Annotated in this window: 24 protein-coding genes; 6 read left to right on the top strand and 18 right to left on the bottom strand. The window is 73.1% G+C overall.

Going from position 1 to position 24,505, the window contains the following annotated elements; genetic code table 11:
* Positions 1-141: 141 nt before the first annotated feature.
* The 6 genes from ACFVYI_RS20190 to ACFVYI_RS20165 form a co-directional block, all read right to left on the bottom strand.
* Positions 142-690, bottom strand: coding sequence for an arginine repressor (locus ACFVYI_RS20190; RefSeq protein WP_360627175.1), 549 nt, complete (start codon positions 688-690; stop codon positions 142-144).
* A gap of 17 nt (positions 691-707) precedes the next feature.
* Positions 708-1,952: an acetylornithine transaminase gene (locus tag ACFVYI_RS20185; RefSeq protein WP_387887338.1), complete on the bottom strand. Its 1,245-nt coding sequence runs from the start codon at positions 1,950-1,952 to the stop codon at positions 708-710.
* Positions 1,949-2,881: an acetylglutamate kinase gene (gene argB / locus ACFVYI_RS20180; RefSeq protein ID WP_387887336.1), complete on the bottom strand. Its 933-nt coding sequence runs from the start codon at positions 2,879-2,881 to the stop codon at positions 1,949-1,951. The genes ACFVYI_RS20185 and argB overlap by 4 nt, the downstream gene beginning before the upstream one ends.
* 37 nt (positions 2,882-2,918) lie before the next feature.
* Entirely contained in the window at positions 2,919-4,070 is a 1,152-nt protein-coding gene (gene argJ / locus ACFVYI_RS20175) for a bifunctional glutamate N-acetyltransferase/amino-acid acetyltransferase ArgJ (protein WP_387887487.1), read from the bottom strand.
* Positions 4,071-4,099: 29 nt separating this feature from the next.
* Positions 4,100-5,128: an N-acetyl-gamma-glutamyl-phosphate reductase gene (gene argC, locus ACFVYI_RS20170; RefSeq protein WP_387887334.1), complete on the bottom strand. Its 1,029-nt coding sequence runs from the start codon at positions 5,126-5,128 to the stop codon at positions 4,100-4,102.
* A gap of 213 nt (positions 5,129-5,341) precedes the next feature.
* Positions 5,342-6,577 (bottom strand): methyltransferase, encoded by a 1,236-nt coding sequence (locus ACFVYI_RS20165; RefSeq protein ID WP_387887332.1) that lies wholly within the window; start codon positions 6,575-6,577, stop codon positions 5,342-5,344.
* A gap of 98 nt (positions 6,578-6,675) precedes the next feature.
* On the opposite strand from ACFVYI_RS20165, the gene ACFVYI_RS20160 reads away from it, so the two are divergent.
* Together ACFVYI_RS20160 and ACFVYI_RS20155 are read left to right on the top strand one after the other, a co-directional pair.
* Entirely contained in the window at positions 6,676-7,077 is a 402-nt protein-coding gene (locus tag ACFVYI_RS20160) for a VOC family protein (protein WP_387887329.1), read from the top strand.
* A gap of 74 nt (positions 7,078-7,151) precedes the next feature.
* Positions 7,152-7,526 carry an RNA-binding S4 domain-containing protein gene (locus ACFVYI_RS20155; RefSeq protein WP_387887326.1) on the top strand — a complete coding sequence of 125 codons (375 nt, stop codon included), beginning with the start codon at positions 7,152-7,154 and terminating at the stop codon, positions 7,524-7,526.
* Positions 7,527-7,587: 61 nt separating this feature from the next.
* On the opposite strand, the gene ACFVYI_RS20150 is transcribed toward ACFVYI_RS20155, so the two are convergent.
* Both ACFVYI_RS20150 and ACFVYI_RS20145 read right to left on the bottom strand, forming a co-directional pair.
* Entirely contained in the window at positions 7,588-8,094 is a 507-nt protein-coding gene (locus ACFVYI_RS20150; protein ID WP_387887324.1) for an FBP domain-containing protein, read from the bottom strand.
* A 143-nt stretch (positions 8,095-8,237) separates the two neighbouring features.
* Positions 8,238-9,116: an SAM-dependent methyltransferase gene (locus tag ACFVYI_RS20145; protein WP_387887322.1), complete on the bottom strand. Its 879-nt coding sequence runs from the start codon at positions 9,114-9,116 to the stop codon at positions 8,238-8,240.
* Positions 9,117-9,382: 266 nt separating this feature from the next.
* Between ACFVYI_RS20145 and ACFVYI_RS20140 the strand changes: the two genes are divergently transcribed.
* Positions 9,383-10,324 carry a polysaccharide deacetylase family protein gene (locus tag ACFVYI_RS20140; protein ID WP_387887320.1) on the top strand — a complete coding sequence of 314 codons (942 nt, stop codon included), beginning with the start codon at positions 9,383-9,385 and terminating at the stop codon, positions 10,322-10,324.
* A 77-nt stretch (positions 10,325-10,401) separates the two neighbouring features.
* A complete protein-coding gene (locus ACFVYI_RS20135; RefSeq protein ID WP_387887317.1) occupies positions 10,402-11,400 on the top strand; it encodes a ketopantoate reductase family protein in 999 nt (332 codons plus the stop codon).
* 76 nt (positions 11,401-11,476) lie between these two features.
* On the opposite strand, the gene ACFVYI_RS20130 is transcribed toward ACFVYI_RS20135, so the two are convergent.
* On the bottom strand, positions 11,477-12,295 hold the full coding sequence (locus ACFVYI_RS20130) for an SDR family NAD(P)-dependent oxidoreductase (protein WP_387887314.1): 819 nt from the start codon (positions 12,293-12,295) through the stop codon (positions 11,477-11,479).
* 282 nt (positions 12,296-12,577) lie between these two features.
* On the opposite strand from ACFVYI_RS20130, the gene ACFVYI_RS20125 reads away from it, so the two are divergent.
* Positions 12,578-13,447: a 3-hydroxybutyryl-CoA dehydrogenase gene (locus ACFVYI_RS20125; protein WP_387887312.1), complete on the top strand. Its 870-nt coding sequence runs from the start codon at positions 12,578-12,580 to the stop codon at positions 13,445-13,447.
* A gap of 428 nt (positions 13,448-13,875) precedes the next feature.
* On the opposite strand, the gene ACFVYI_RS20120 is transcribed toward ACFVYI_RS20125, so the two are convergent.
* The 9 genes from ACFVYI_RS20120 to infC all read right to left on the bottom strand — a co-directional run bounded on the left by ACFVYI_RS20120 (position 13,876) and on the right by infC (position 23,599).
* Positions 13,876-14,607 carry a hypothetical protein gene (locus ACFVYI_RS20120; protein WP_387887310.1) on the bottom strand — a complete coding sequence of 244 codons (732 nt, stop codon included), beginning with the start codon at positions 14,605-14,607 and terminating at the stop codon, positions 13,876-13,878.
* Positions 14,608-14,699: 92 nt separating this feature from the next.
* A complete protein-coding gene (locus ACFVYI_RS20115; protein WP_387887308.1) occupies positions 14,700-15,539 on the bottom strand; it encodes a chitosanase in 840 nt (279 codons plus the stop codon).
* 338 nt (positions 15,540-15,877) lie between these two features.
* Positions 15,878-18,379 carry a phenylalanine--tRNA ligase subunit beta gene (pheT, locus tag ACFVYI_RS20110; protein WP_387887306.1) on the bottom strand — a complete coding sequence of 834 codons (2,502 nt, stop codon included), beginning with the start codon at positions 18,377-18,379 and terminating at the stop codon, positions 15,878-15,880.
* On the bottom strand, positions 18,379-19,500 hold the full coding sequence (pheS, locus tag ACFVYI_RS20105) for a phenylalanine--tRNA ligase subunit alpha (RefSeq protein ID WP_360627128.1): 1,122 nt from the start codon (positions 19,498-19,500) through the stop codon (positions 18,379-18,381). Before pheS ends, pheT begins: the two co-directional genes overlap by 1 nt.
* A gap of 279 nt (positions 19,501-19,779) precedes the next feature.
* Positions 19,780-20,883, bottom strand: a complete 1,104-nt coding sequence (locus tag ACFVYI_RS20100) for an ATP-binding protein (RefSeq protein ID WP_387887303.1) — start codon at positions 20,881-20,883, stop codon at positions 19,780-19,782.
* Between the two features lie 125 nt (positions 20,884-21,008).
* The gene (locus ACFVYI_RS20095; protein ID WP_387887485.1) at positions 21,009-21,866 is read right to left on the bottom strand and encodes a TrmH family RNA methyltransferase; all 858 of its coding nucleotides are present in this window, start codon (positions 21,864-21,866) and stop codon (positions 21,009-21,011) included.
* Between the two features lie 148 nt (positions 21,867-22,014).
* The gene (rplT, locus tag ACFVYI_RS20090; protein WP_030055649.1) at positions 22,015-22,410 is read right to left on the bottom strand and encodes a 50S ribosomal protein L20; all 396 of its coding nucleotides are present in this window, start codon (positions 22,408-22,410) and stop codon (positions 22,015-22,017) included.
* Between the two features lie 108 nt (positions 22,411-22,518).
* Positions 22,519-22,713: a 50S ribosomal protein L35 gene (rpmI, locus tag ACFVYI_RS20085; protein WP_030055648.1), complete on the bottom strand. Its 195-nt coding sequence runs from the start codon at positions 22,711-22,713 to the stop codon at positions 22,519-22,521.
* 139 nt (positions 22,714-22,852) lie between these two features.
* The gene (gene infC / locus ACFVYI_RS20080; protein WP_387887483.1) at positions 22,853-23,599 is read right to left on the bottom strand and encodes a translation initiation factor IF-3; all 747 of its coding nucleotides are present in this window, start codon (positions 23,597-23,599) and stop codon (positions 22,853-22,855) included.
* A 483-nt stretch (positions 23,600-24,082) separates the two neighbouring features.
* On the opposite strand from infC, the gene ACFVYI_RS20075 reads away from it, so the two are divergent.
* Positions 24,083-24,460 (top strand): DUF1844 domain-containing protein, encoded by a 378-nt coding sequence (locus tag ACFVYI_RS20075; protein WP_329486878.1) that lies wholly within the window; start codon positions 24,083-24,085, stop codon positions 24,458-24,460.
* The last annotated feature ends 45 nt before the right edge of the window (positions 24,461-24,505 follow it).

Below are 24,505 nucleotides of genomic sequence, written 5' to 3'. Positions count from 1 at the left end.
TAGGCATAAGTATGCACTACACCGTATGGATTTCAAAACCCCGGCCGAGAAGTCGACGACCGGGGGCTGCGGACAGGGGGGTGAGGGTGGGGGGTGGGGACGCGACCGCCGGCGGGCCCGGGCTTCCGGGCCCGCCGCCGGCTACTGGGCCTTGGCCTGCGCGAGCTGCATCAGGTGGTCGGCGAGGGCCTGGCCGCCGAACGGGTCCCGGCTGATCAGCAGGACGGTGTCGTCGCCGGCGATGGTGCCGATGATCTCGAAGACCTCGGCCTGGTCGATCGCGGAGGCCAGGAACTGGGCGGCGCCCGGCGGCGTCCGCAGCACGACGAGGTTGCCGGAGGCCGTGGCGGAGACCATGAGCTCGCCGGCCAGCCGGGCCATCCGGCCCTCGCTGGCCGACTCCCCCATCGGTGCGCGCGGCGTGCGGTCGCCGCCCTCGGCCGGGACGGCGTAGATGAGTGCGCCGTCCCGGTTGCGGATCTTTACCGCGCCCAGCTCGTCCAGGTCCCGGGAGAGGGTGGCCTGGGTGACCACCAGTCCGTCGTCGGCGAGCAGCTTGGCGAGCTGGCTCTGCGAGCGCACGGGCTGGCGGGTGAGCAGGTCCACGATTCGCCGGTGGCGCGCGGTGCGGGTCTGCGGGACCTGCGGCGTCGGACCGGCGGCGGGCTGGTCGGAGTGGGGAGCGGTCATGTGATTATTCTCCCGGACTACGCTCGGCTCGCATCGGCCGGGGCGTTCTCCCGCACCGTCCGGAGGATCTCCGGCAGGGCGGCCAGGAAGGCGTCCGCGTCCTGTTCGGTGAGCACCAGGGGCGGCGCGAGCCGCACCGCGTCCGGGACGGCGGCGTTGACCAGGAAACCGGCCTCCTGGGCGGCCGCCTGGACCCGGGCGGCCACCGGCTCGGTGAGCACGATGCCGAGCAGCAGACCGGCCCCGCGCACCTGCGCGACCAGCGGGTCGCCGATCGCCTCGATGCCGTGCCGCAGCCGCTCGCCGATCTTGCGGACGTGCTCCAGCAGGCCCTCGGACTCGATGGTGTCGAGGACGGCCAGGGCCGCCGCCGCGACCACCGGGTTGCCGCCGAAGGTGGTGCCGTGCTGGCCCGGGGTGAGCAGCTCGGCCGCCTCCCCGAAGGCGAGCACGGCGCCGATCGGCAGCCCGCCGCCGAGTGCCTTGGCGAGCGTGACCACGTCCGGCTCGACCCCCTCGGCCGCCTGGTGGGCGAACCAGTACCCGGTGCGGCCGATGCCGGTCTGGATCTCGTCCAGGATCAGCAGGGTGCCGGTGGCGCGGGTGATCTCCCGGGCGGCCGCCAGATAGCCGTCGGGCAGCGGGACCGCGCCGTTCTCGCCCTGGATCGGCTCCAGGAAGACGGCGGCCGTCTCGGTGGTGACGGCCGCGCGCAGGGCCTCCACGTCGCCGAAGGGGACGTGGGTGACCTCGCCGGGCAGCGGCAGGAACGGCTCCTGCTTGGCGGGCTGGCCGGTCAGTGCCAGGGCGCCCATCGTCCGGCCGTGGAAGCCGCCCTGGAGGGCGACGACGTGGGTGCGGCCGGTGCGCCGGCTGATCTTGAAGGCGGCCTCGTTGGCCTCGGCGCCGGAGTTGCAGAAGAACACCCGGCCGTCGCGGCCGGAGAGCGCCAGCAGCCGCTCGGCCAGCGCGATGGTCGGCTCGGCCATGAAGAGGTTGGAGACGTGGCCCAGCGTCGAGATCTGCCGGGTGACGGCCTCGACGACCGCCGGGTGGGCGGTGCCGAGGGCGTTGACGGCGATGCCGCCGAGCAGGTCGGTGTACTCCTTGCCGTCGGCGTCCCACAGCTTGGCGCCCTCGCCGCGGACCAACGGGATCCGCGGGGTGCCGTAGTTGTCGGTGAAGGCGTGCTGCCAGCGGTCGGTGAGCTGCTCGTTGCCGGTCGGCCGCGTGCTGCTGCTCGGCTGTGCGTCGGTCGTCATGCCAGTCCCCCGGTCACGGTCGCTTCGTCGTCCGGCACGACCATCGTGCCGATGCCCTCGTCGGTGAAGATCTCCAGCAGCAGGCTGTGCTGCACCCGGCCGTCCAGCACGCGGGCGGTGCCGACGCCGGAGCGGACCGCGCGCAGGCAGCCCTCCATCTTGGGGAGCATGCCGCTGGCCAGCTCCGGCAGCAGCTCCTCCAGCTCGGTCGCGGTGAGCTGGCTGATCACGTCGTCGGAGTGCGGCCAGTCGGCGTACAGGCCCTCGACGTCGGTGAGGACGACGAGCATCTCGGCGCCGAGCGCCACCGCGAGGGCGGAGGCGGCGGTGTCGGCGTTGATGTTGTAGACGTGTCCGTCGGTGCCGCGGGCGATCGAGGAGATCACCGGGATCCGGCCGTCGGCGATGAGCGCCTTCACGGCGCCGGCCTCGATGTTGACGATGTCGCCGACCAGGCCGATGTCGACCTGCTCGCCGTCGACCACGGCGTACCGCTTGACGGCGGTCATGGTGTGGGCGTCCTCGCCGGTCATGCCGACCGCGAACGGGCCGTGGCCGTTGAGCAGCCCGACGAGCTCGCGCTGGACCTGGCCGGCCAGCACCATCCGGACCACGTCCATGGTCTCGGGGGTGGTGACCCGCAGGCCGTTGGTGAAGGAGGACTCCAGGCCGAGCTTGTCGAGCTGGGCGCTGATCTGCGGGCCGCCGCCGTGAACCACGACGGGGTGCAGGCCGGCGTAGCGCAGGAAGACGATGTCCTGGGCGAACGCCGTCTTGAGGCTCTCGTCCACCATGGCGTTGCCGCCGAACTTGACGACGACGGTCTTGCCGTGGAAGCGCTCCAGCCAGGGCAGCGCCTCGATCAGCGTCACGGCCTTGGGCAACGCGGTGTTGTTGCGGGCCTGTTCGCCCTTGGGTGCGATCTGCACGTGTCTGGTCCCCGGCTCGGTGGGCAGGTGTCGGCTGTCAGGTGGAGTAGGCGCTGTTCTCGTGCACGTAGTCGGCGGTGAGGTCGTTGGTCCACACCGTCGCGGCGGCCTCGCCGGCGTTCAGGCGGGCGGTGATGACGATCTCCCGGCCGGTCATGTCGACGAGGTCGCGGTCCTCCCCGACGCTGCCGTCCTTGCAGACCCAGACGCCGTTGATGGCGACGTCGAGGCGGTCGGGGTCGAAGGCGGCGTCGGTGGTGCCGATCGCGGCCAGGACCCGACCCCAGTTCGGGTCCTCGCCGTGGAGGGCGCACTTGAGCAGGTTGTTGCGGCTGATGACGCGGGCGACGTCGACGGCCTGCGCCTCGGTGGCGGCGGCGGTGACGTCGACCCGGATGTCCTTGCTCGCACCCTCGGCGTCACCGATCAGCTGTCGGGCGAGGTCGGCGCAGACCGCCCGGACGGCTTCGTCGAACTCGGCCCGGTCCGGAGTGACGCCGGAGGCGCCGGAGGCGAGCAGCAGCACGGTGTCGTTGGTCGACATGCAGCCGTCGGAGTCGATCCGGTCGAAGGTGGTGCGGGTGGCCGCGCGCAGCGAGGCGTCCAGGGCGGCGGCGTCGAGGGCGGCGTCGGTGGTCAGCACGACCAGCATGGTGGCGAGGCCGGGGGCGAGCATGCCGGCGCCCTTGGCCATGGCGCCGACGGTCCAGCCGCCGTTCGTCACCTGGGCGGTCTTGTGGACGGTGTCGGTCGTCTTGATGGCGATCGCGGCGGCCTCGCCGCCGGTGGCGTCGAGTTCCCGGGCGGCGAGGGCGACACCGGGCAGCAGGACGTCCATCGGGAGGCGGACGCCGATCAGGCCGGTGGAGGCGACGGCGACCTCGCCGGCGTTGAGTTCGAGCTCCTCGGCGACCTTCTCCGCGGTGGCGTGGGTGTCCTGGAAGCCGAGCGGGCCGGTGCAGGCGTTGGCGCCGCCGGAGTTGAGGACGACGGCGCTGACCCGGCCGCCCTTGAGGACCTGCTCGGACCAGAGCACGGGCGCGGCCTTGACCCGGTTGCCGGTGAACACGCCGGCGGCGGCCAGCGAGGGACCGTCGTTGACGACGAGGGCGAGGTCGGGGGTGCCGGAGGCCTTGATCCCGGCGGTGACGCCCGCGGCGCGGAACCCCTTGGCGGCGGTGACGCCCACGTTCTGACTGGCGTTCACGGTGTGGTCGGTCACGGTGCGACTCCGTTCAGGGGAAGGCCCAGCTCCTCGGGCAGGCCCAGGGCGATGTTCATGCTCTGCACCGCGCCGCCGGCGGTGCCCTTGACCAGGTTGTCGATCGCGCTGATCGCGATGATCCGCCCGGCGCCCTCGTCCAGGGCGACCTGGACCAGGGCGGCGTTGGAGCCGTAGACGCTGCTGGTCTGCGGCCACTGGCCCTCGGACAGCAGGTGGACGAAGGGCTCGTCGGCGAACGCCTCGGTGTAGGCGGCGCGCAGGCTCTCGCCGGTCACCCCGGGCTTCGCCTTGGCGGAGCAGGTGGCGAGGATGCCCCGGGGCATCGGCACCAGGGTGGGGGTGAAGGAGACGGTGACCGGCTCACCGGCGACCGGGGTGAGGTTCTGCGACATCTCGGGGGTGTGCCGGTGCAGGCCGCCGACGCCGTAGGCGCTGACGCTGCCCATGACCTCGCTGCCGAGCAGGTGGGTCTTGGCGGCCTTGCCGGCGCCCGAGGTCCCGGAGGCGGCGACGATCACGGCCTCGGGCTCGGCGAGCCCGGCCGCGTACGCCGGGAAGAGCGCCAGCGAAACGGCGGTCGGGTAGCAGCCGGGGACGGCGATGCGGTTGCTGCCCTTGAGCGCGGCGCGGTGGCCGGGCAGCTCGGGCAGGCCGTAGGGCCAGGTGCCGGCGTGCGCGGAGCCGTAGAACTGCTCCCAGTCGGCGGCGGCCTGGAGCCGGAAGTCGGCGCCGCAGTCGACGATCAGCACGTTCTGGCCGAGCGCCTCGGCGACGGCGGCGGACTGGCCGTGCGGCAGTGCCAGGAACACCACGTCGTGGTCGGCCAGCACCTCGGGAGTGGTGGGCTCCAGGATCCGGTCGGCGAGCGGGATGAGGTGCGGCTGCAGGGTGCCGAGCCTGGCACCCGCGTTCGAGCCGCCCGTCAGCGCCCCGATCTCCACCTCGGGGTGGCCGAGCAGCAGGCGCAGCACCTCACCGCCCGCGTATCCGCTCGCACCGGCGACGGCGACTCGCAATGCCATGGCAGTTCCCTCCTTGGTCGGAGCATGAATATACGCATCACGGAACATCCATGCAAGGGAGTGCGAGGCCGTGCCGCCGCCCCGCACCCGGGTGCCGGGGTGCGCCGTCCACCGCGGACGCTTCCCGATCCGTCGGCGACATGAGCTTAGGTTACCCTTAGTTGATCTCGGGACGCCCGACCGCGGGCCCCACCGGGCCGGCGCCCGGCCGGCTCACCGGCGGACGGCCCGCAGGACCACGAACTTCGGGTTCCCCGCGACGAGTTCGCAGTTCCCGAAGAGGCGGCGGAGCTTGACGTGGTAGCCGAGGTGACGGTTGCCGACCACCCAGAGCTCGCCGCCGGGGCGCAGCGCACGGCGGGCCCCGGTGAACATCCGCCAGGCGGTGGCGTCGGTGGTGGCCTGGTGGGAGTGGAACGGCGGGTTGTTGAGCACCAGGTCGACCGAACCGGCCGGGACGGCGTCCGGGCCGAGGGCGTCGGCGGTGAGGAACTCGGCGGGCGCGTCCGGGCCGAGGTTCGCGCGGAAGGTGGCCTCGGCCGAGGCGACGGCCTGGTGCGACTCGTCGACGAAGACCAGCTCGGCGCCCGGGCTGGCGAGGGCCGCCGCGGTGCCCACCACGCCGTTGCCGCAGCCGAGGTCGACGACCCGGGCGCCGGGGGCGGCCACGGGCAGGTGGCCGAGGAGGAAGCGGGTGCCGATGTCCAGACGCTCGGCGCAGAAGGTGCCGGCGTGGTTGACCACCGTGCGTCCCGAGGCCGGGCCGATGTCACCGGGCAGCGCATAGGTGTGCGGCCAGGGGTTGGGGCCGGGATCGAGCGCCGGGTCGGGGGTGCAGAAGATCAACCGGGCCTTGCGGGTCGCGAGCGAGGTGCGGGTCGGGCCGAGGATCCGCTCGAAGAGCTGGAGGGTCGAGGTGTGGATCTCGGTGACCATGCCGGTGCCGATCACCACCGTGCCGGGGTGCAGGGCCGGCGCGAGGCGGTGCAGCTGGTCCTCCAGCAGCGCGAGGCTCTTGGGGACGCGGACCAGCAGGACGTCGATGCGCTCGGGCGGGGTGTCGCGGGTGGTGAGCAGCCGGGCCGCGTCGGAGGCGGCGCCGGAGCGGGCCAGGTTGGCGAGGGTCGCCTGCCGGCCGAGGTGGGAGTCGCCGATCTGGACCGGCGCTGCCGTGGGCGCCCCGGTCGACGCCGCGGCCGAGGTGGCGGCCAGCGCCGTGGTCAGCGCCCCCCAGCGGTCGCCGAGGACGACGACGGTGCGGCCGGTGAGCTCGGTGGCCCCGCCCTGCGCGCTGTCGGCCTCGCCGGCGAGGTGGCGCAGCAGGTACTCGTCGGCGGCGTCCCAGGCGCGCAGCCGCTCGCGCGGGTCCTCCGGGAAGCGGGTGAGGTCGAAGGTGCCCCACGGGGTGGTGAAGGGGGTCGCGGCGGTGGGCGTGCTGAGGCGGTTCATCGTGATCTCAGGCTAGCCGACCGCCGGGCGCCGGCCGCCCGAACGGCCGATACTGGAGGGGCCCGACCGGAGGGTCCCGACCGGATGGGGATGGGGTCATGGACTGGAAACTCGAAGTGGTGGTGGTCCCGGTGTCGGACGTCGGCCGGGCCAAGGTCTTCTACGAGGAACAGGCCGGTTTCACCGTCGACCACGACACCCGGATCCGCGACGGGGTCCGGGTGGTGCAGCTGACGCCGCCGGGCTCCGGCTGTTCGATCGTGGTGGGCACCGGCGTCACGGACGCGCCGCCGGGCTCGCTGAAGGGCCTGCAGCTGGTGGTGCCGGACATCGCCAAGGCGCACGGCGAGCTGGTGGCGCGGGGCGTGGAGGTGAGCCCGGTCCAGCACTTCGAGGACGGCGCCCGGGTGGACGGCCGCGGCGGGGCGTGGAACTCGTTCGTCTTCTTCAGCGACCCGGACGGCAACGGTTGGGCGGTCCAGGAGTCGCCGGCCCCGTAACGGCGCCGTCCCGGTACCCCGCCCCCGGTTGTCCCCCGGCGCGGGCCCGGCCCGGCCGTGGGTAGGCTCGGAGGATGGTCGAAGACGAGGGAAGCGTCCGGGTGGACAGCTGGATCTGGTCGGTGCGGCTCACCAGGACGCGGGCGCTGGCGGCGGCCGCCTGCCGGGCCGGGCACGTGCGTGTGAACGGGGAGCGGGCCAAGCCCGCGCAGGCGCTGAAGCCCGGGGACGAGGTGCGCGTGCGCCAGGAGGGCTTCGAGCGGGTCGTCGTCGTGAAGCGGCTGGTCCGCAAGCGGGTCGGGGCGGGGGTCGCGGCCGAGTGCCTGGTGGAGACCGGCCCGCCGAGGCCGCCGCGCGAGCTGCTGACGGCGGCCGGCGAGCGCGACCGGGGTGCCGGCCGGCCCACCAAGCGGGACCGGCGTGAGCTGGACCAGCTGCGCCACGGGTAGCCCGGCCCGGGCGGCGCGCCGGGAGCCGGCCCGGCCGGGCGGGCGGGCAGGCGCGAAGGCGTCAGGCCGGGGTGTCGGTGAGGACCTTGACCAGGAAGGCGTCCAGGTTCGCCACCGTGCGGGCGATCAGCTCGTCCTGCGACAGCGACTCCTCGGGCCGGCTGACCAGCGCGGACTTCTTCAGCCCGCGCAGGTAGAGCGAGCAGGCCAGATCGGCGCAGATGTAGGTGCCGACGGTGTTGCCCTCACGGCCGGAGACCCCGGCCCGGCGGGCGGCCAGCAGTGCGACGCCCGAGCCGGCGTGGGCGGAGAGGCACAGCGAGCACACGTTGGTCTTGGTCAGGCTGCGGCGCACGGACGGCACCCGCAGCGTGACGCCGACCAGCTCGCCGCCGTGCTCGGCGACCAGGTAGCCGCGGTCGGGCGCGCCCTGGTCCCGCCAGCCGAGGAAGTCCAGGTGCTCCCAGGGGAGTTCGGCCAGGCCCCGGGGCAGATTGAGCCGACGGGCCTCGCCCTTGGAACAGTTGACGAAGGAGCCGCGGATCTCGTTCTCGCTCAGGGGATTCATGATCCGAAAAGTAACATCGCGCGTGCCGGGCCGTCGCGGCATTTTCCGCCGAAGCGTCCCCCTGTGCGGCGAATGCCGGCCCGCGCCGCGGACCGGCCCCGGCGCCCCGAGCGGGCGCCGGGGCCGGTGGGCCGCGCGGTGGTTCAGGCCTTGAAGGCGACGCCCGCGTAGGCCGAGACGTCCTGCCAGCCCGCCGGCAGCTCACCCGTCGGGACGTGGCCCGCCTCGGGGCGCCAGAGCGGGAGCTGGACGAGGCCGGGCCCGGCGAACCCGAAGTCGCCGAAGAACGGCTCCACGGCGGCGCGCGGGCGCAGCACCAGCGGCGCGCTGGCGCTCTTGTAGATCCGGGCGCCCTCGGCCGCGCTCTCCCGGGAGGCGAAGTCGGGGCTGCCGTGCGAGAGGATCAGCGCGCTGCCGGGAGCGAGCGCGTCGCGCAGGGTCCGGACGATCTCCTGGGCACCGTCCTCGTCCCGGATGAAGTGCAGCACCGCGACCAGCATCAGGGCCACCGGCCGGTCGAGGTCGACGGCGGCGCGCAGGCCGGGGTGGTCGAGGATGGTGGCCGGGTCGCGGAGGTCGGCCTCGATGACGGAGGTGTGGCCGGCCTTGTGGCTCGCCAGCAGGGCGCGGGCGTGGGTGGCCACGATCGGGTCGTTGTCGACGTACACCACGCGGGCGTCCGGGGCGACCCGCCGGGCCACCTCGCTGGTCGATCCGACGGCGGGGATGCCGGTGCCGATGTCGACGAACTGGCGGATGCCCTGGCCGGCCACGAACTCGACGGCGCGGCCGAGGAATTCACGGTTGGTACGGGCCAGCAGCGGCAGCGCGGGGTAGGCGGCGATGGCGGCCTCGGCGGCCTTGCGGTCGGCCTCGAAGTTGTCCTTGCCGCCGAGGTAGTAGTCGTACATCCGGGCGGTGTGCGGGATGCCGGTGTCCAGTTCGGTGGGCGGCTGCCAGTCCTCGGCCTTCACCCAGTCCCAGTCCGTACCGACGTCCGTCGTCGCGGTGTCCTCGTGCATCCTGCTTCCGCCCCCTCAAGCTCACTGCCGGAATGCCTGCCCGTCACGGCGCCGGAGCGCCTCGGCGGGGCACCGGTCTGCGCGGGCGGACCCGCCGGGCCCCACCACGCGGTGCGCGGTGATCGTATCCGACGACACGCCGTGGAGACAGCGGGAGTTCAGGATTCCGCCGCCTTCCGGGGACGGTGTGGGCGCACGTCGTCGTGCGGGTGACGGCGTCGGCCTCGAATCGCCCCGGCGTTTCGCCGTCCCTATGCTGGCTGCCGATGACTGCCGACCGGATGACCGCCGACCGCCGCACCGTCCTGCGCGCCACCGCCAGGCTGGCCGCCCTCACCGCCGTCGGCGGGCTGCTCGGGGCCTGTGCCGGGGCCACCCCCCGCCGGGCCGACCCGGGCGCGCTCGCCGTCCACCCCGGCACCGTGGACCCGGCCGGCGGCGACCCGCTGGCGGTCGACCCGGCCTGGGCGCCCGGCGAGGGCCCGGCCTCCCCCGCCCCGAGCACCGCCGCCACCCCGGCCGACCCGCAGGCCGCGGCCTCCCCCGCGGCGGCCGCCACCACCGCCGCGCCACCGGCGCCGCCCGTCCTCACGCCGCTCGCCCCGGGCACCCCGGTCGAAGTGGCGTACGGACCGCGCACCGGCAGGAACGTCGCCCTGACCTTCCACGGCAGCGGCGACCCGAAGCTGGCCACCGCCCTGCTGGAGATCGCCGAACAGCGCGGCGCCGGGCTCACCGTGATGGCCGTCGGCAGCTGGCTGGACCAGCAGCCGCAGATGGCCCGCCGCATCCTGGACGGCGGCCACGAGTTGGGCAACCACACCCAGAACCACCAGAACATCTCCGCGATGAGCCCCGACCAGGCACGCGCCGAGATCGCCCAGTGCGCGGAGCGGCTGCAACGGCTCACCGGCTCGATCGGCCGCTGGTTCCGGCCGTCCGCCGCCCAGTACGCCACGCCGATGGTGCGCGAGCAGGCCCGTGCGGTCGGCTACGAGCACGTGCTCTCCTTCGACGTCGACCCGCGCGACTACAGCGATCCGACCGCGGCCGAACTCCAGCGCCGGGTGCTCGGCTCGGTCAGGGGCGGTTCGGTGGTCGCCCTGCACATGGGGCACCAGTGCACGGTCGACGCGCTGCCGGCCATCCTGGACGGGCTCACCAAGGCGGGGCTCACGCCGGTCACCGCGAGTCGGCTCTGCGCCTGAGGCCCGCCGCCGCCGTGCCGGCCTCCCGCTGATCACCCCGCCGATCACCCCGGGGCGCCCGTGCCATGCTGTCGCGCATGCGCTACATCATCATCGGGGCGGGTGCGGTGGGCGGCACGATCGGTGCCCGGCTGCACGAGGGCGGTCACGACGTCGTGCTGGTCGCGCGCGGCGCGCACCTGGCGGCGCTGCGGGAAGGGGGCCTGCGGTTCGGCACCCCGGAGGGCACCCGGACGCTGCGGATCCCGGTCGTGGGCGGGCCCGAGGGTGTCGACCTGCGGCCGGACGACGTCCTGCTGCTCGCCGTCAAGACCCAGGACACCGCCGCCGCGCTGGCCGCCTGGGCGCCGCGCCCGGTCGCCGGCGGCGGCACGGCGGGCGAACGGCTGCCGCTGGTCTGCGCGCAGAACGGGGTGGAGAACGAGCGCCTGGCGCTGCGCGTCTTCCGCGAGGTGCTGGCGATGTGCGTCTGGCTGCCGTCCAACCATCTGGAGCCGGGCCGGATCACCGCCGGCGGGACGCCGGTCAGCGGCGTGCTGCGGCTGGGCGGCTATCCGGCCGGCGACGGCGGCGAGCGGGCCGCGCCGATCGCCGCCGACCTGGCCGGGTCCGCGTTCAGCGCGCCCGTGGACGCCGACGTGATGCGCTGGAAGTACGCCAAGCTCCTCGGCAACCTCGGCAACGCGCTGGACGCGGTGGCCGGCCGGATCGACGGCGAGCCGCTCAGCGGCCTCCAGCGGCGGGTGACGGCGGAGGGCGCGGCGGTGCTGGCCGCCGCCGGCATCCCCCACCACGACCCGCTCGACCAGGTCCGGCTGGCCGGCGAGGTGCTGCGGCAGGCGCCGGTCGCGGGGGCGGAGCGCGGCGGCAGCTCGTCCTGGCAGAGCCTGGCACGCGGTACCGGCTCGATCGAGACGGACCACCTGAACGGCGAGATCGTGCTGCTCGGCCGGCTGCACGGGGTGCCGGCGCCGCTCAACGAGGCCCTGCAGCGGCTCGCCGACGGGTTCTCCCGGACCGGGCGCGCCCCCGGCTCGCTCACCGACGAGGAGCTGGCCGCGCTCACGGCGCTGTGAGGGCGACGTCTTGAGGCCGGTGCCATGAGGGCGACGCCGTGCGGACGGCGCTGCGGGAACGCCCCGGTGCGCGCGGTCAGCCCATCGGGTCGTCGGGCCCGTACGGCCGCAGCCGCAGCGTGCGGGCGTCCGTCGCACGGATCTCCTCCGCGCGGCGGACCAGTTCCTCCAGGTTGTCCCGCCCGGCGTGGATGAACCGGCCGTGCAGCGCGTCGAAGCGGCCGCGGGCGGCGTCCACCGTCACCGCGACCATGTACGGGATGGAGCCCCAGGTCTTCATGGACCGGAACATCGGCATGCCGGCGGTCATGTCGGTGGCGACCGCGCCCGGGCTGATGTCGAGGATCACCACCCCGTGCTCGGCGAGCGGGTCGGCGAGGTTGTCGGAGAGCCTCAGCAGCGCGCTCTTGGAGGTGGCGTACGCGGTGTAGTGGCCGTCGGGGCGCAGGGCGAAGCCGGTGTTGAGGTTGACCACCCGGCCGCGGCGGCGCTCGACCATGCCGGGCAGGACGCAGCGCAGCAGGTTGTAGGGGCCGCGCAGGTTGGTCTCGATCACCTGCCACCACTGGTTGGCGTCGGTCTCCCAGAGCGGGGCCTCGGTGCGGTCTACCTGGCCGGCGTTGTTGATCAGCAGGTCGACCGGGCCGAGGTCGCGCTCGACGACGCGGACGGCCTCGCGCACCGAGCCCGGGCGGGTGACGTCGGCGGTGACGGCGACGCCGCGGGCACCGTGGCGGGCGCACTCCTTGAGGGTGTCGGTGAGGGTCTCGTGGGTGCGTCCGACCAGACCGACGGCCATGCCCTCGGCGGCGAGGCCGATGGCGATCTCCCGGCCGATGCCCCGGCCGGCTCCGGTGACCAGGGCGACCTGTCCTGTGAGCGATCCCGTCGGCATCCCCTGCTCCCTTCACGTGGCCCCCGACCGACCCGCATTCTGTCCGGCGACAGGGGTGCCGGACCCCGGGCGCACGGGTTCCCCGGGCGGGGCTCACCCGTTCGCAGGAACGGCCCGGGTGCCCTGCCCAGCCGGGGAGGGGATGACCTACCGGCGGGTACGGAGTAGTAACGTCGTCGGGGCGGTGCATCGGTGCGCACATATCGGTGCACCCACCCGCTGAACAGCAGCTTGCTGGGACACCTGCTGGGGGACCCCCAGCACCACCGAAGGGCAAACTGAGTGAGTGACATCGCGCGCGTCGGAGTGATCGGCTGCGGTCTGATGGGGTCGGGCATCGCGGAGGTGTTCGCCCGGGCGGGGCTGGACGTCCTGGTGTCGGAGGCCAGCGGGGAGGCCCTGGAGTTCGGTCGTACCCGGCTGACCAACTCCCTGGAGACGGCGGTCAAGCGGGGCAAGCTGTCCCCCGAGGTCCGCGACGAGGCGCTGGCCCGGCTGTCCTTCACGACCGACCTGGCCGACTTCGCCGACCGCGACCTGGTGGTCGAGGCGGTCGCCGAGCGTGAGGACATCAAGGTCCAGATCTTCCAGACGCTGGACCAGGTGATCGAGCGCCGGGACGCGATCCTGGCCTCCAACACCTCGTCGATCCCGATCGTGAAGCTGGCCGCCGCCACCTCGCGCCCGGAGCAGGTCATCGGCCTGCACTTCTTCAACCCGGCGCCGGTGCAGAAGCTGGTCGAGGTGATCCCGACGCTGACCACCTCGGCGACCACCACCGAGCGGGTCGAGGCCTTCGCCTCCCAGGTGCTCGGCAAGGAGCCGATCCGCGCCCGCGACCGGGCCGGCTTCGTGGTGAACGCGCTGCTGGTGCCGTACCTGCTGTCGGCGGTGCGGATGTTCGAGTCGGGCGTGGCGACCGCCTCCGACATCGACAAGGGCATGGAGGCCGGCTGCGCCCACCCGATGGGCCCGCTGCGCCTGTGCGACCTGATCGGCCTGGACACGATCGTCTCGATCGCCGAGTCGATGTACGACGAGTACAAGGAGCCGCTGTTCGCCGCTCCCCCGCTGCTCTCCCGGATGGTCGACGCGGGCCTGCTGGGCCGCAAGTCGGGCCGCGGTTTCTACGACTACACCGCGAGCGCCTGACCACCTGCGCCGCGAGCGCCCGACCGGCGGGAACGGTGACGGGGCCCGGGAGCGGTATCCAGCTACCCGGGCCCCTGAGGTGCCACCCAATTGCTCGCACCGGCACGTTTAAGGGTGTGGGTCATTTTCACAGCATCGTGCTTTGCCATTGGAGCTACCGCGCCATGGGAGAGGCGCAGACGGGAGTCGAACCCGCATCCGACGCTTACGGCACACACCCGGTCGATCCGGCGCTCGGCGGCGAATGCTGAGTCTGGAGCGAGAGTCTGAGTCTTACAGGGGCGCCTCTGCCATGTTGGGCCACCCCGGCCCGAAGTGCCGGGAGGAGGACTCGAACCTCCACATTCTCCCCTGATGTCAGCTTCAACTTCAGTATCAGCTTGCGCTCTTCGCGCCACCCCCGCTCTCATACGGGGGCGATCTGGGGGCTACCCGAACAGGTAGCCGAACACCGCGTCACCCACCCTGCGGTCGGTGACCTCGGAGCCGTTGGCCTCCTCGCGGGCGAACTGGACGGCCTGCTGGAGCTTTTCGACCCGCTCCAGGAGCTCGTTCACCCGGCGGGCCGGAAGGGCCCCGGAGAACTTGACGGTCGTCCAGTAGCCGACCGCGATGTCCTCGTAGTACACCTCGACCTGCGCCGGGTGCTTCTCCGTCGCCTCGGCCTTCACGTGGTTGCGCGGCACCTTCTTGGTGCGGATCGTGCGCACCACCTCGGTCTTCCAGGAGTCCGTGGAGGCGTCGTGGTTCCAGGCCTCGGCGGCGTCCAGGACCGGCAGCTTGCGGACGAAGGTGCGCAGGTCGGTGAGCTGCTTCTCCAGGAAGAGCAGATAGGTGACCGGCACGTCGGCGACGAGGGTGCGGCCGTCGACCACGACGTCGGCGCGGGCCTCGGTGTTCGCCCAGTCCTTGGTCGCGGTGACGTCGAACAGCCGGGACAGCGTCGCGGCGGTGGTCCGCAGGACGTCCTCGGCCTTCACCTGGACGCGGGTGGACTCCGGGGGGAGCTGCTCGCCCTCCTCGTCCTTGGGCTGGTACGTCCGGGAGATGCCGGCCAGCAACGCGGGCTTCTGCAAGTCCTGGTGGGACTGCGTCAGCTCCTGGAACGACTTGGACTTGACGCCCTTTTCGACGGCGATGATCTGGTTCAGCTTTGCCACGTCGCCGAACGTACCAGCGATCGCGGCGGGGTGTCATCCGATAAACGGGCGGCCGCGGAGACCGCGCGAACGGCCTCCGCGGCCGGCGCGGCTCAGCTGTTGATGGAGTAGCTGTCGCCGTAGACCTTCCACTTCAACGGGGGGTTGAGGTCGAAGTTCTTGGCGTTGAGGAAGACCAGTTGCTCGGTGTCGACGCGGCTGGTGTCGGAGTGCGCCTCCTCCAGCTTCATGGCGGCCCGGCGGGCGTCCAGGAAGGCCTTGAGGTAGGTGGCCTCGTCGCCGCCCTGGGCGGGGGTCTTGGCCTTCTTCAGGGCGTTCTTGCGGATGGTGCCGAAGCCCGCCGGGTCGAAGCCGCCGCCGTGCATCACGATGGCGTCGTAGTAGGCGAACTGGCCGAGCGCGCGCAGGCCGTCGGCCTTGGCCTGGTTGACGGCGGGGTTGAAGTAGACGCGGTCGCGCTCGTCGTTCTGCGCCTTCTGGAAGACGCCGTCCTTCGCGGCGGCGGCCCAGTCCTTCTCGAAGGCGCTGCCCAGGCCCGTGTGCGACTCGGTGCCGTTCACCTTGCGCAGCGCCGGCAGGTACTTGGCGAGGACGTTGCCGGGCTTGAGGTCGGTGTAGTGCTCGACGAGGTCGAGCATGTCGCCGGTGCCGGAACAGAAGCCGATGATGCCGGCGGTGTAGCCGCGGCCGTCACCGATGTCCTCGATGTACTTGTACTGCGACTTCCAGTCCAGCGAGGAGTTCTCGGCGCTGGACACCAGCTGCATCGCGATGTCCTTCTTGTGCGGGTCGTCCAGGCCGACGGCCTTGACCTGGACGACGGCGGCGGTCGGCGCCGCGTGGGCGGCGCCGGCGGCCACGACCGTGGCGGGTGCGGCCACCAGCAGGGCGGCGAGGGCTATCCGGACGGTGCGGTGCTGCGGACGGTGCATCTGACGCTCCGTGTTCCGTGGGGGCGGGCAAGGGGGTGCCGCCGGCGGGGAGTTAGGAAACTTTCCTAACCAAGAAATAGCGCCCACCGGCCCACGCCCGCAAGGGCTTTGACGGAAACTCCTCAAAGACCCAGGTCAGCCGACCCCGGCCGCGGCCGCCCTCCCGACCGGGCCGGACGGGCCGGACGTGGGTGGGGCCCCCCCCCCGAAAACGGGTGGGCGCCCGGAGGCGGGGGGGCCCTGAGGCGCCCCCCCCGGCACCCCCGGAGCGGGCGGCCGCCGCCGCCGAGGGCCCCCCCCCCGGCACCGGGTGACGGGGCCCTTCGACGGGGTGCGCGTCAGGCGCCGCGCAGGACCGCGCCGGTCCGGGCGACGGCCTCGGCCACGGCCGCCTCACGGGCCGCGGTGGCCTCGTCGGCGGTCAGCGTGCGGTCCGCCGCGCGGAAGCGCAGCGCGTACGCGAGCGACTTCCTGCCGTCGCCGACCTGCTCGCCAGTGAAGACGTCGAACAGCCGGATGGCCTCCAGCAGTTCGCCGGCGCCGGCCCGCAGCGCGGCCTCCACCTCGGCGGCCGGGACGGCCGCGTCGACGATCAGCGCCACGTCCTGGGTCGCCACCGGGAACGCGGAGACGGCCGGGCCCGAGGCCCGCACGGCGCCGTCGGCGGTCAGCAGGTCGAGGTCGACCTCCATCGCGCTGGTGCGCTCGGGCAGGCCGAGCGCCTTGACGACGCGCGGGTGCAGCTCACCGGCGTGGCCGACCACCCGGTCGGTACCGGCGACCACCAGCTCGGCGCAGCGGCCCGGGTGCCACGGAGCCAGCCGGCCCTGGCGGACGGCCAGTTCGACGCCGGCCGCGCGGGCCACCGCACGGGCGGCCTCGATCGCGTCGGCCCAGGAGGCCGGGGCGCCCTTGCCCCACCAGCCGGACGGCAGCCGCTCGCCCGCGAGGGCGGCGGCGATCCGGCGCGGCTGGTCCGGGAGCGCGGCGTCGAGGGCGGCCAGCTCCTCGTCGCTCGGACGGCGGTCGACGGCCGGGCGCGGCGCGACGCTCTGCTCGTCCTTGGGCAGGAAGACGGTCCCCGTCTCGAAGATCGCCAGATCGGTGTTGCCGCGGCCGATGTTGCGGCGCAGCGCCCCGAGCAGGCCCGGCAGCAGCGTGGTGCGCAGCGCCGGCTCCTCGTCGTTGAGCGGGTTGACCAGCTTCACCGTGCGGCGGCGCCGGTCGTCCTTCTCCAGGCCGAGCCCGTCGAAGGCGGCCTCGCCGACGAACGGGTAGTTGTTGACCTCGACGTAGCCGGCGCCGGCCAGCGCGACACCGACCCGGCGGTGGGTGCGCTGGGCCTCGGTCAGGCCCTTGCCCGGCGGCACGGTGGGCATCCGGGCGGGCACGTTGTCGTACCCCTCCAGGCGGATGACCTCCTCCGCGAGGTCGTACGGGTCGGTGAGGTCGGGGCGCCAGGTCGGCGGGGTGACCTCCAGGACGTCGGCGCCCGCGACGGAGCAGCCGATCTCCTGCAGGCGCCGGGTGACGCTCTCGCGGCCGTACGCGGTGCCGGCCACGCGGTCCGGCAGGTCCGCGGCGATGGTGATGGTGCGCACCGGGTGCGGGGCCGCGATGTCGGTGACCCCGGCCTCGGCGGTGCCGCCGGCGATCAGGACCAGCAGGTCGACGGCGCGCTGTGCGGCGGCGCGGGCGGCATCCGGGTCGACGCCGCGCTCGAAGCGCTTGGACGCCTCGGAGGGCAGCTTGTGCCGCTTGGCACCGCGGGCGATGACGACCGGGTCGAAGTGCGCCGCCTCGATGATCACCTCGGTGGTGCCCGGACCGGCGGCCGGGTCGAGGATCTCGGTGGAGGCGCCGCCCATGACGCCGGCCAGGCCGATCGGGCCGCTGTTGTCGCAGATCAGCAGGTCCTCGGCGGAGAGCTTGCGCTCGACGCCGTCGAGGGTGGTCAGGGTCTCGCCCTGCTCGGCCCGGCGGACCAGGATCGGTCCGTCCACGCGCTGCTTGTCGTAGGCGTGCAGCGGCTGGCCGACCTCCAGCATCACGTAGTTGGTGATGTCCACGGCCAGCGAGATCGGCCGGATGCCGGCCTTCTGCAGACGGCGCTGGAGCCAGATCGGCGACTTGGCGCTCGGGTCGAGGCCGATCACCGTGCGCGCCACGAAGCGGTCGCAGCCGGCCGGGTCGGCGACCTTGACCAGGTAGCCGTAGGAGTTCGCCGGCGGCACGTCGAGCAGCGCCGGGTCGGCCAGCGGCAGCCCGTACGCGGCGGCGGCCTCGCGGGCCACCCCGCGCATCGAGAGGCAGTAGCCGCGGTCCGGGGTGACGGCGATGTCCAGCACCTCGTCGACGAGCTGGAGCAGCTCGACGGCGTCGGTGCCGGGCTCGTACTCCGGCGGGAGGACGATGATGCCGTCGTGGTCGTCGCCCATGCCCAGCTCGCGGGCGGAGCAGATCATGCCGGCCGAGGTGTGGCCGTAGGTCTGGCGGGCCGCGATCGGGAACGGGCCGGGCAGCACGGCGCCCGGGAGGACGACCACGACCTTGTCGCCGACGGCGAAGTTGGTCGCGCCGCAGACGATCTCCTGCGGCTCGCCGGTGCCGTTGGCGTCGCCGACGTTGACGAAGCAGTGCCGGATCGGCTTCTTGAAGCCGGAGAGCTCCTCGATGGAGAGCACCTGGCCGACCACCAGCGGGCCCTTGAGGTCGGCGCCGATCTGCTCGACCGTCTCGACCTCCAGACCGGCCCGGACCAGTCGCTCCGCCACGTCACGGCCGGTCTCGCCGGCCGGCAGGTCGACGTACTCGCGCAGCCAGGAAAGCGGGACGCGCATCAGATCTCCATCCCGAACGGGAGGGTGAAGCGCACGTCACCCTCGACCATGTCGCGCATGTCGGCGACGTTGTGACGGTTCATCAGGATCCGCTCCAGGCCCAGGCCGAAGGCGAACCCGCTGTAGCGGCTCGGGTCGATGCCGCAGGCGACCAGCACCCGCGGGTTGACCACGCCGCAGCCGCCGAGCTCGATCCAGCCCTCGGAGGAGCAGGTGCGGCAGGGCTTGTCCGGGTTGCCGACGCTCTCGCCGCGGCAGACGAAGCACTGCAGGTCGATCTCGGCGCTCGGCTCGGTGAACGGGAAGTACGAGGGCCGCCAGCGCAGCTCCAGCCCGTCCCCGATCAGCTTGGAGACCAGCAGCTCGATGGTGCCCTTGAGGTCCGCGAAGGTGATGCCCTCGTCCACGGCCAGACCCTCGACCTGGCGGAAGACCGGGGTGTGGGTGGCGTCCAGCTCGTCCGTCCGGTAGACCCGGCCGGGGCAGACCACGTAGATGGGCGGCTCGCGGTCGAGCATGGTGCGGGCCTGGACCGGGGAGGTCTGGGTGCGCAGCACCACGCCGGAGTCGGCGGAGCCGTCCGGGGCCTGGACGAAGAAGGTGTCCTGCATCGAGCGGGCCGGGTGGTCCGGACCCAGGTTGAGGGCGTCGAAGTTCAGCCACTCGGCCTCGACCTCGGGGCCCTCGGCGACCTGGTAGCCCATCGCGACGAAGGTGTCCTCGATGCGCTCGGCCAGCGTGGTCAGCGGGTGGCGGGCGCCGCGCGGGGTCCGGTCGTAGGGCAGCGTGACGTCCACCGCCTCCTCGACCAGGACGCGGGCGTCGCGCTCCGCCTCCAGCTCGGCCTGGCGCCGGGCGAGCGCCTGGTTGACGGCGCCGCGGGCCTGGCCGATCAGCTTGCCGGCGGCGGCCTTGGCGTGCGGGGGCAGAGCGCCGATCTCGCGGTTGGCGAGGGAGAGCGCGGAGCGGTCGCCGGTGTGGGCGACCTTGGCCTGCTTCAGCTCGTCGAGGGTGGTGGCGGCGGCGAAGGCCTGGACGGCCTCGTCCCGGGCCTGCTCCACCACCTCGGGCTTGAGGGCCTCGACCTCGACCGGGTCGTACGACTTGTTGGGTGCCGACATCTCTATCTTCCCGTGCTCCTGCTCGTCCGTGCTCAGGTAAGGGCTCGTGCCTTCGCGGGACACCCGGCGTGGCCGGGGCACGGGCAGCCCCCGCCGCGGTACTCGGGAGGGGGTGTCCGCGGCACGGCCGCGCAGGGCGTCCCACAACGCCAAAGGTCGAGTGTAGTCGCAGCGCGTGGCGCGGCTGCCGTGAAGCCCGTCCGGCCTCCCGATCCACGGCGTTCCCCGGGGGTGGGCCTGCCGCCCCCGGAGTGTGCCGCGGCTGTCGTCCAGGCTCCGTCAGAGCATGAAGTCGGGCACGCCGGCGGGCAGGATAAATCGGAACCGGGCGCCGCCGCCGGGTGCGCGGTCGACGCGGATCGAGCCGCCGTGGGCCTCCACGACGCCCTTGACGATGTAGAGGCCCAGACCGGTGCCGCCGCGCTTGGAGCCGCGCCAGAAGCGGGTGAAGACGCGCGGCATCGAATCCTCGGGGATGCCCGTTCCTTCGTCGCTCACGGTGACCGCGGTGCCTTCCACTGTGCGGGGCGGGGTGCCGGAGCGCTCCCAGACGGGTGCCTCGACGACCTCCTTGGCCGGTGCCACCTCGATCGTGACAGTTCCCTCACCGTGGCGCACCGCATTTTCCAGCAGGTTCGCCAGCACCTGGTCGACCTTGTCCGGGTCGGCCCAGAGCACGGTGAGCGGCTCGCTGATCCGGATGTCGAAGCGCTCCTCGGGGATGCCGGTGGCGACCTTGCGGTCCACGTGCCGGCGCACGGCGGCGGCCAGGTCGACCACCTGCTTGCGCAGCTCCAGCCGGCCGGCGTCGATCCGGGAGATGTCCAGCAGCTCGGCGATCAGCCGGGTGACGCGGTCGGCGTCCGCGTCGACGGTCTCCAGCATCAGCCGCTTCTGCCCGTCGGTGAACCGCTCCCACTTGGCCAGCAGGGTCGCGGTGAAGCCCTTGACGCTGGTGAGCGGCGAGCGCAGCTCGTGGGCGACGGTGGCGATCAGCTCGGCGTGGCTGCGCTCGGTGCGGCGGCGGGCCTCGGTGCCGCGCAGGGCGATCACCAGGCGCTCCAGCGGCGCCTGCGGGCGGGCGCGCACGTACCGGGCGGAGACCAGCACCTCACGGCCGCCGGGGAGCAGCAGGTTGCGCTCGGGCTGGCTGGTGCGGGTCGCCAGGCCGCCGTACGGGTCGGTCAGCTGCCACCAGCGGCGGCCGTCCAGGTCCTCCAGCGGGAGGACGTGCTCCAGCGGGCTGCCGAGCGCCGTCCCCTGGGGAACGCCGGTCAGCCGGGCGGCGGTGCGGTTGAAGCAGACCACCCGGCCCAGGGCGTCGGCGACCACCAGGCCGTCCGGCAGGTCGTCCGGGTCGAGCTCTGGCCCGCTGCCGACCATGGGTGTCCTCCCCGATTACCCACCGTGTCTTTCCCCCCACCGAGGCAGACCCTAGCGTCTCGCGGCCCCCCGTAGTAGGGCCCGCGGCGTCGCGATGGCGACTTCCGGGGGCGCCCGGGGGCGGTCTACGCCTGTGCGCGGCAGCCACCGGGCGAGCGCTGGGCCCGTGCGGAGGCGTAGAGGCAGACGGCGGCGGCCGTCGCCAGGTTGAGGCTCTCGGCGTGTCCGTGGATCGGCACGCGCACCACCTCGTCGGCGAGTGCGCGGGTCTCCTCCGGGAGCCCCCAGGCCTCGTTGCCGAACACCCACGCGCCGGGCGCGCCCAGGGTGCCCTCGTCCAGTTCCTGGTCGAGGTCGCGCTCCCCCGCGCCGTCCGCGGCCAGCACCCGCACGCCGGCCTCGCGCAGCCGGCCGACCGCCTCCTCCACCGGCACGCCGACGGCCACCGGCAGGTGGAACAGGCTGCCGACGGAGGCCCGGACGGCCTTCGGGTTGTACAGGTCCACCGACGCGTCGGTGAGCACCACGGCGTCCGCGCCGGCCGCGTCGGCGGTCCGCAGCACGGTGCCGGCGTTGCCGGGGTCGCGCACGTGGGCGAGCACCGCGACCAGCTTGGGGCGGGCCCCGAGCACCTCGGCGAACGGCGTGTCGATGAACCGGCAGAGCGCCACGATGCCCTGCGGGGTCACGGTGTCGCAGATCTCCGCGATGACCTCGTCGGTGGCGGTGAGCACCGGCAGGCCCTCGGCGAGGGCGGCGGCGACGATCCCGGCGTGCCGCTCGGCGGCCTCCGGGGTGGTGTAGACCTCGACCACGGCGTGGTCGTCCGAGCCCGGCAGCTTCCCGAACGCGACGGCCTCGCGGACGGCCTGCGGGCCCTCGGCGAGGAAGCGGCGCTCCTTGGTGCGCTGGTTCCGCTTGGCGAGCCGGCGGGCGGCGACGACGCGGGGCGAGCGCAGGGAGGTCAGCAGGGGGGTGTCGATGCTCGACATGGTCTCGTCTCTGAGGCGGGGCGCCGGTGGCGTGCAGGGACTGTGGCGGGGGGAACGCAAAACCGGACCCGCAGGGAGAGCCTGCGGGTCCGGTCAGTGCGACGAACCGATCCGGGAGGATCAGGCCGATCCAGGAGGATCAGGCGGCGTCGGCGGCGGCCTTCGGGGCGTTGACGTCGGCCGGCAGCGCCTTCTGCGCGACCTCGACGAGCGAGGCGAACGCGCCCGGGTCGTTGACCGCGAGGTCGGCCAGCATCTTGCGGTCGATCTCGACGCTGGCGGCCTTCAGGCCCTGCACGAAGCGGTTGTAGGTGATGCCGTTGGCACGGGCCGCAGCGTTGATGCGCTGGATCCACAGCTGACGGAAGTCGCCCTTGCGCTTCTTGCGGTCGTTGAAGTTGTAGACCAGCGAGTGGGTGACCTGCTCCTTGGCCTTGCGGTACAGGCGCGAGCGCTGGCCCCGGTAGCCGCTGGCGCGCTCCAGGATGACCCGGCGCTTCTTGTGGGCGTTGACTGCCCGCTTGACGCGTGCCACTTGATTACTCCTTGGGTTGGACCACGGACTACTTCACGCGGTCCGTCATTCGAATGGGTCGGGAAGGATCAGCTGCCCCGCTCACGGCTCACGCCGGGCGGGAGGCGATCACTTGCCGAGAAGCTTCTTGATCTTCTTGGCGTCGGCGGGGGCCAGCTCGACGGTGCCGGCCAGCTTGCGGGTCAGCGTCGAGGGCTTGTGCTCCAGGAGGTGGCGGCGGCCGGCGCGCTCGCGCAGCACCTTGCCAGAGCCACTGATCTTGAAGCGCTTGCTGGCGCCACTGTGCGTCTTCTGCTTCGGCATTTCGCCGTATCTCCTCGTCGGTCCGTCCACGCCCGCGCGGTGTGCGCCGCGCGGGCGTGAAGGATGGATCTACGATGACCGGGCGGACGCCCGGTCACCTTGGTGGCCGGTCTCCCGAACCGCCCTGGCCGGTGAAGGCTCAGGCGTCCTGGGAGGCCTCGGCCGGCTGCTCGACCTCGGCGGCGTCCTCGGCGGCGTCCTCGACGTCGACCTCGTCGGCCTCGTCGGCCTCCGCCTCGGCCGCGGCGTTCTCGGCCTCAAGCGCTGCGTCCTCGTCGACGTCGACGTCGGCGGCGTCGGAGCCGGGGGTGCGGCCCTGACGCTCGGCCTTACGGGCGTCAGCGAGCGCGCGGGCCTCGGCCATCGCCTCGGTCTTCTTCTTGTGCGGGCCGAGAACCATGATCATGTTTCGGCCGTCCTGCTTGGCCGAGGACTCGACGAAGCCCAGGTCCTGGACGTCGTTGGCCAGCCGCTGCAGCAGTCGGAAGCCCAGCTCGGGGCGGGACTGCTCACGACCGCGGAACATGATCGTGATCTTGACCTTGTCGCCCTGCTTGAGGAACCGGACGACGTGACCCTTCTTGGTGTCATAGTCGTGCGGGTCGATCTTCGGCCGGAGCTTCATCTCCTTGATGACCGTGTGCGCCTGGTTCTTGCGCGCCTCACGGGCCTTCATGGCCGACTCGTACTTGAACTTGCCGTAGTCCATGAGCTTGCACACCGGCGGCCGGGCGGTCGCCGCGACCTCGACGAGGTCAAGGTCGTACTCCTGCGCGAGCTCCAGCGCCTTGGCAAGCGGCACGATGCCGACCTGCTCGCCGCTGGGACCGACGAGTCGCACCTCGGGGACGCGAATCCGGTCGTTGATGCGGGGCTCGGTGCTGATGGGGCCTCCTCGGTTGCACCTTCTGCGATGCGGCCGTCGGACGGCGGTCGCACGTAGTGGACTCGACCACTGGGCGGGGCTTCATTCGTGCTGCGCTGCCTACCTTGCTGGTTGGCACTGCATGCACCGCGACACGAAAAAAGCCCCGCTCGGTACAAGCGGGGCTCCACACAACCGGGGGCCGCACCCGGTGAGGGGTGCTGCGGGCGACTCGGCGCCTGGGCGCCCGTCGCGGACCGGGACCCGTCGACCGCGAGGCCGATCGGGTGGGAGACTTTCGCGGTTGCCCTCTCGGGCCTCCTGGGTGGAGCCTCCACTTGCTGGCCGGGGGCCCTCAGGGAGCTCCTGGCCGGTCAGTCTCGAATCATACAGCGTTTCGGCCGCGCTCGGTATTCCGCCCCTCGCTCCCCGCGACCCGGGCCCCCGCCCGCCCCCTTGTACGCTCCTCGGGTACGGACACCGGCACGACGGAACGAGCCCCCCTTGAGCAGCGAGCCCACCCAGAACCCCGCCGCGGACGACGAGGCGATCGGTTTCGACGACCTCACCCGGGACATCGCCGAGGTCCCCGCCGTCGAGGTGATCACGACCGTCGCGGTGCACCTGATGAGCGCCGCCGCCGTCAAGTGCGGCCTGGCCGAGGGCGGCGAGGCCGACAAGGACCTCGACGAGGCTCGCAAGCTGATCACCGCACTGGCCGGGCTGGTCACCGCCGGCGCCCCCGAGATCAGCAACTTCCACGCCGCCCCGCTGCGGGACGGCCTGAAGTCGCTCCAGCTGGCCTTCCGCGAGGCGTCGATCGTCCCGGACGCGCCGGGCACCGGGCCGGGCGAGAAGTTCACCGGACCGGTCTACGCCTGACAGCCGCCAGGACGCGGCGGTGCCCCCTCCACCCGGCGGGTGGAG

The organism is Kitasatospora sp. NPDC058218 (assembly GCF_042882445.1).
In the GTDB taxonomy this organism is placed as follows: Bacteria; Actinomycetota; Actinomycetes; order Streptomycetales; family Streptomycetaceae; genus Kitasatospora.
The sequence above is the reverse complement of the archived record's forward strand: the minus strand, read 5'-3'. Positions and strand labels throughout refer to the sequence as shown.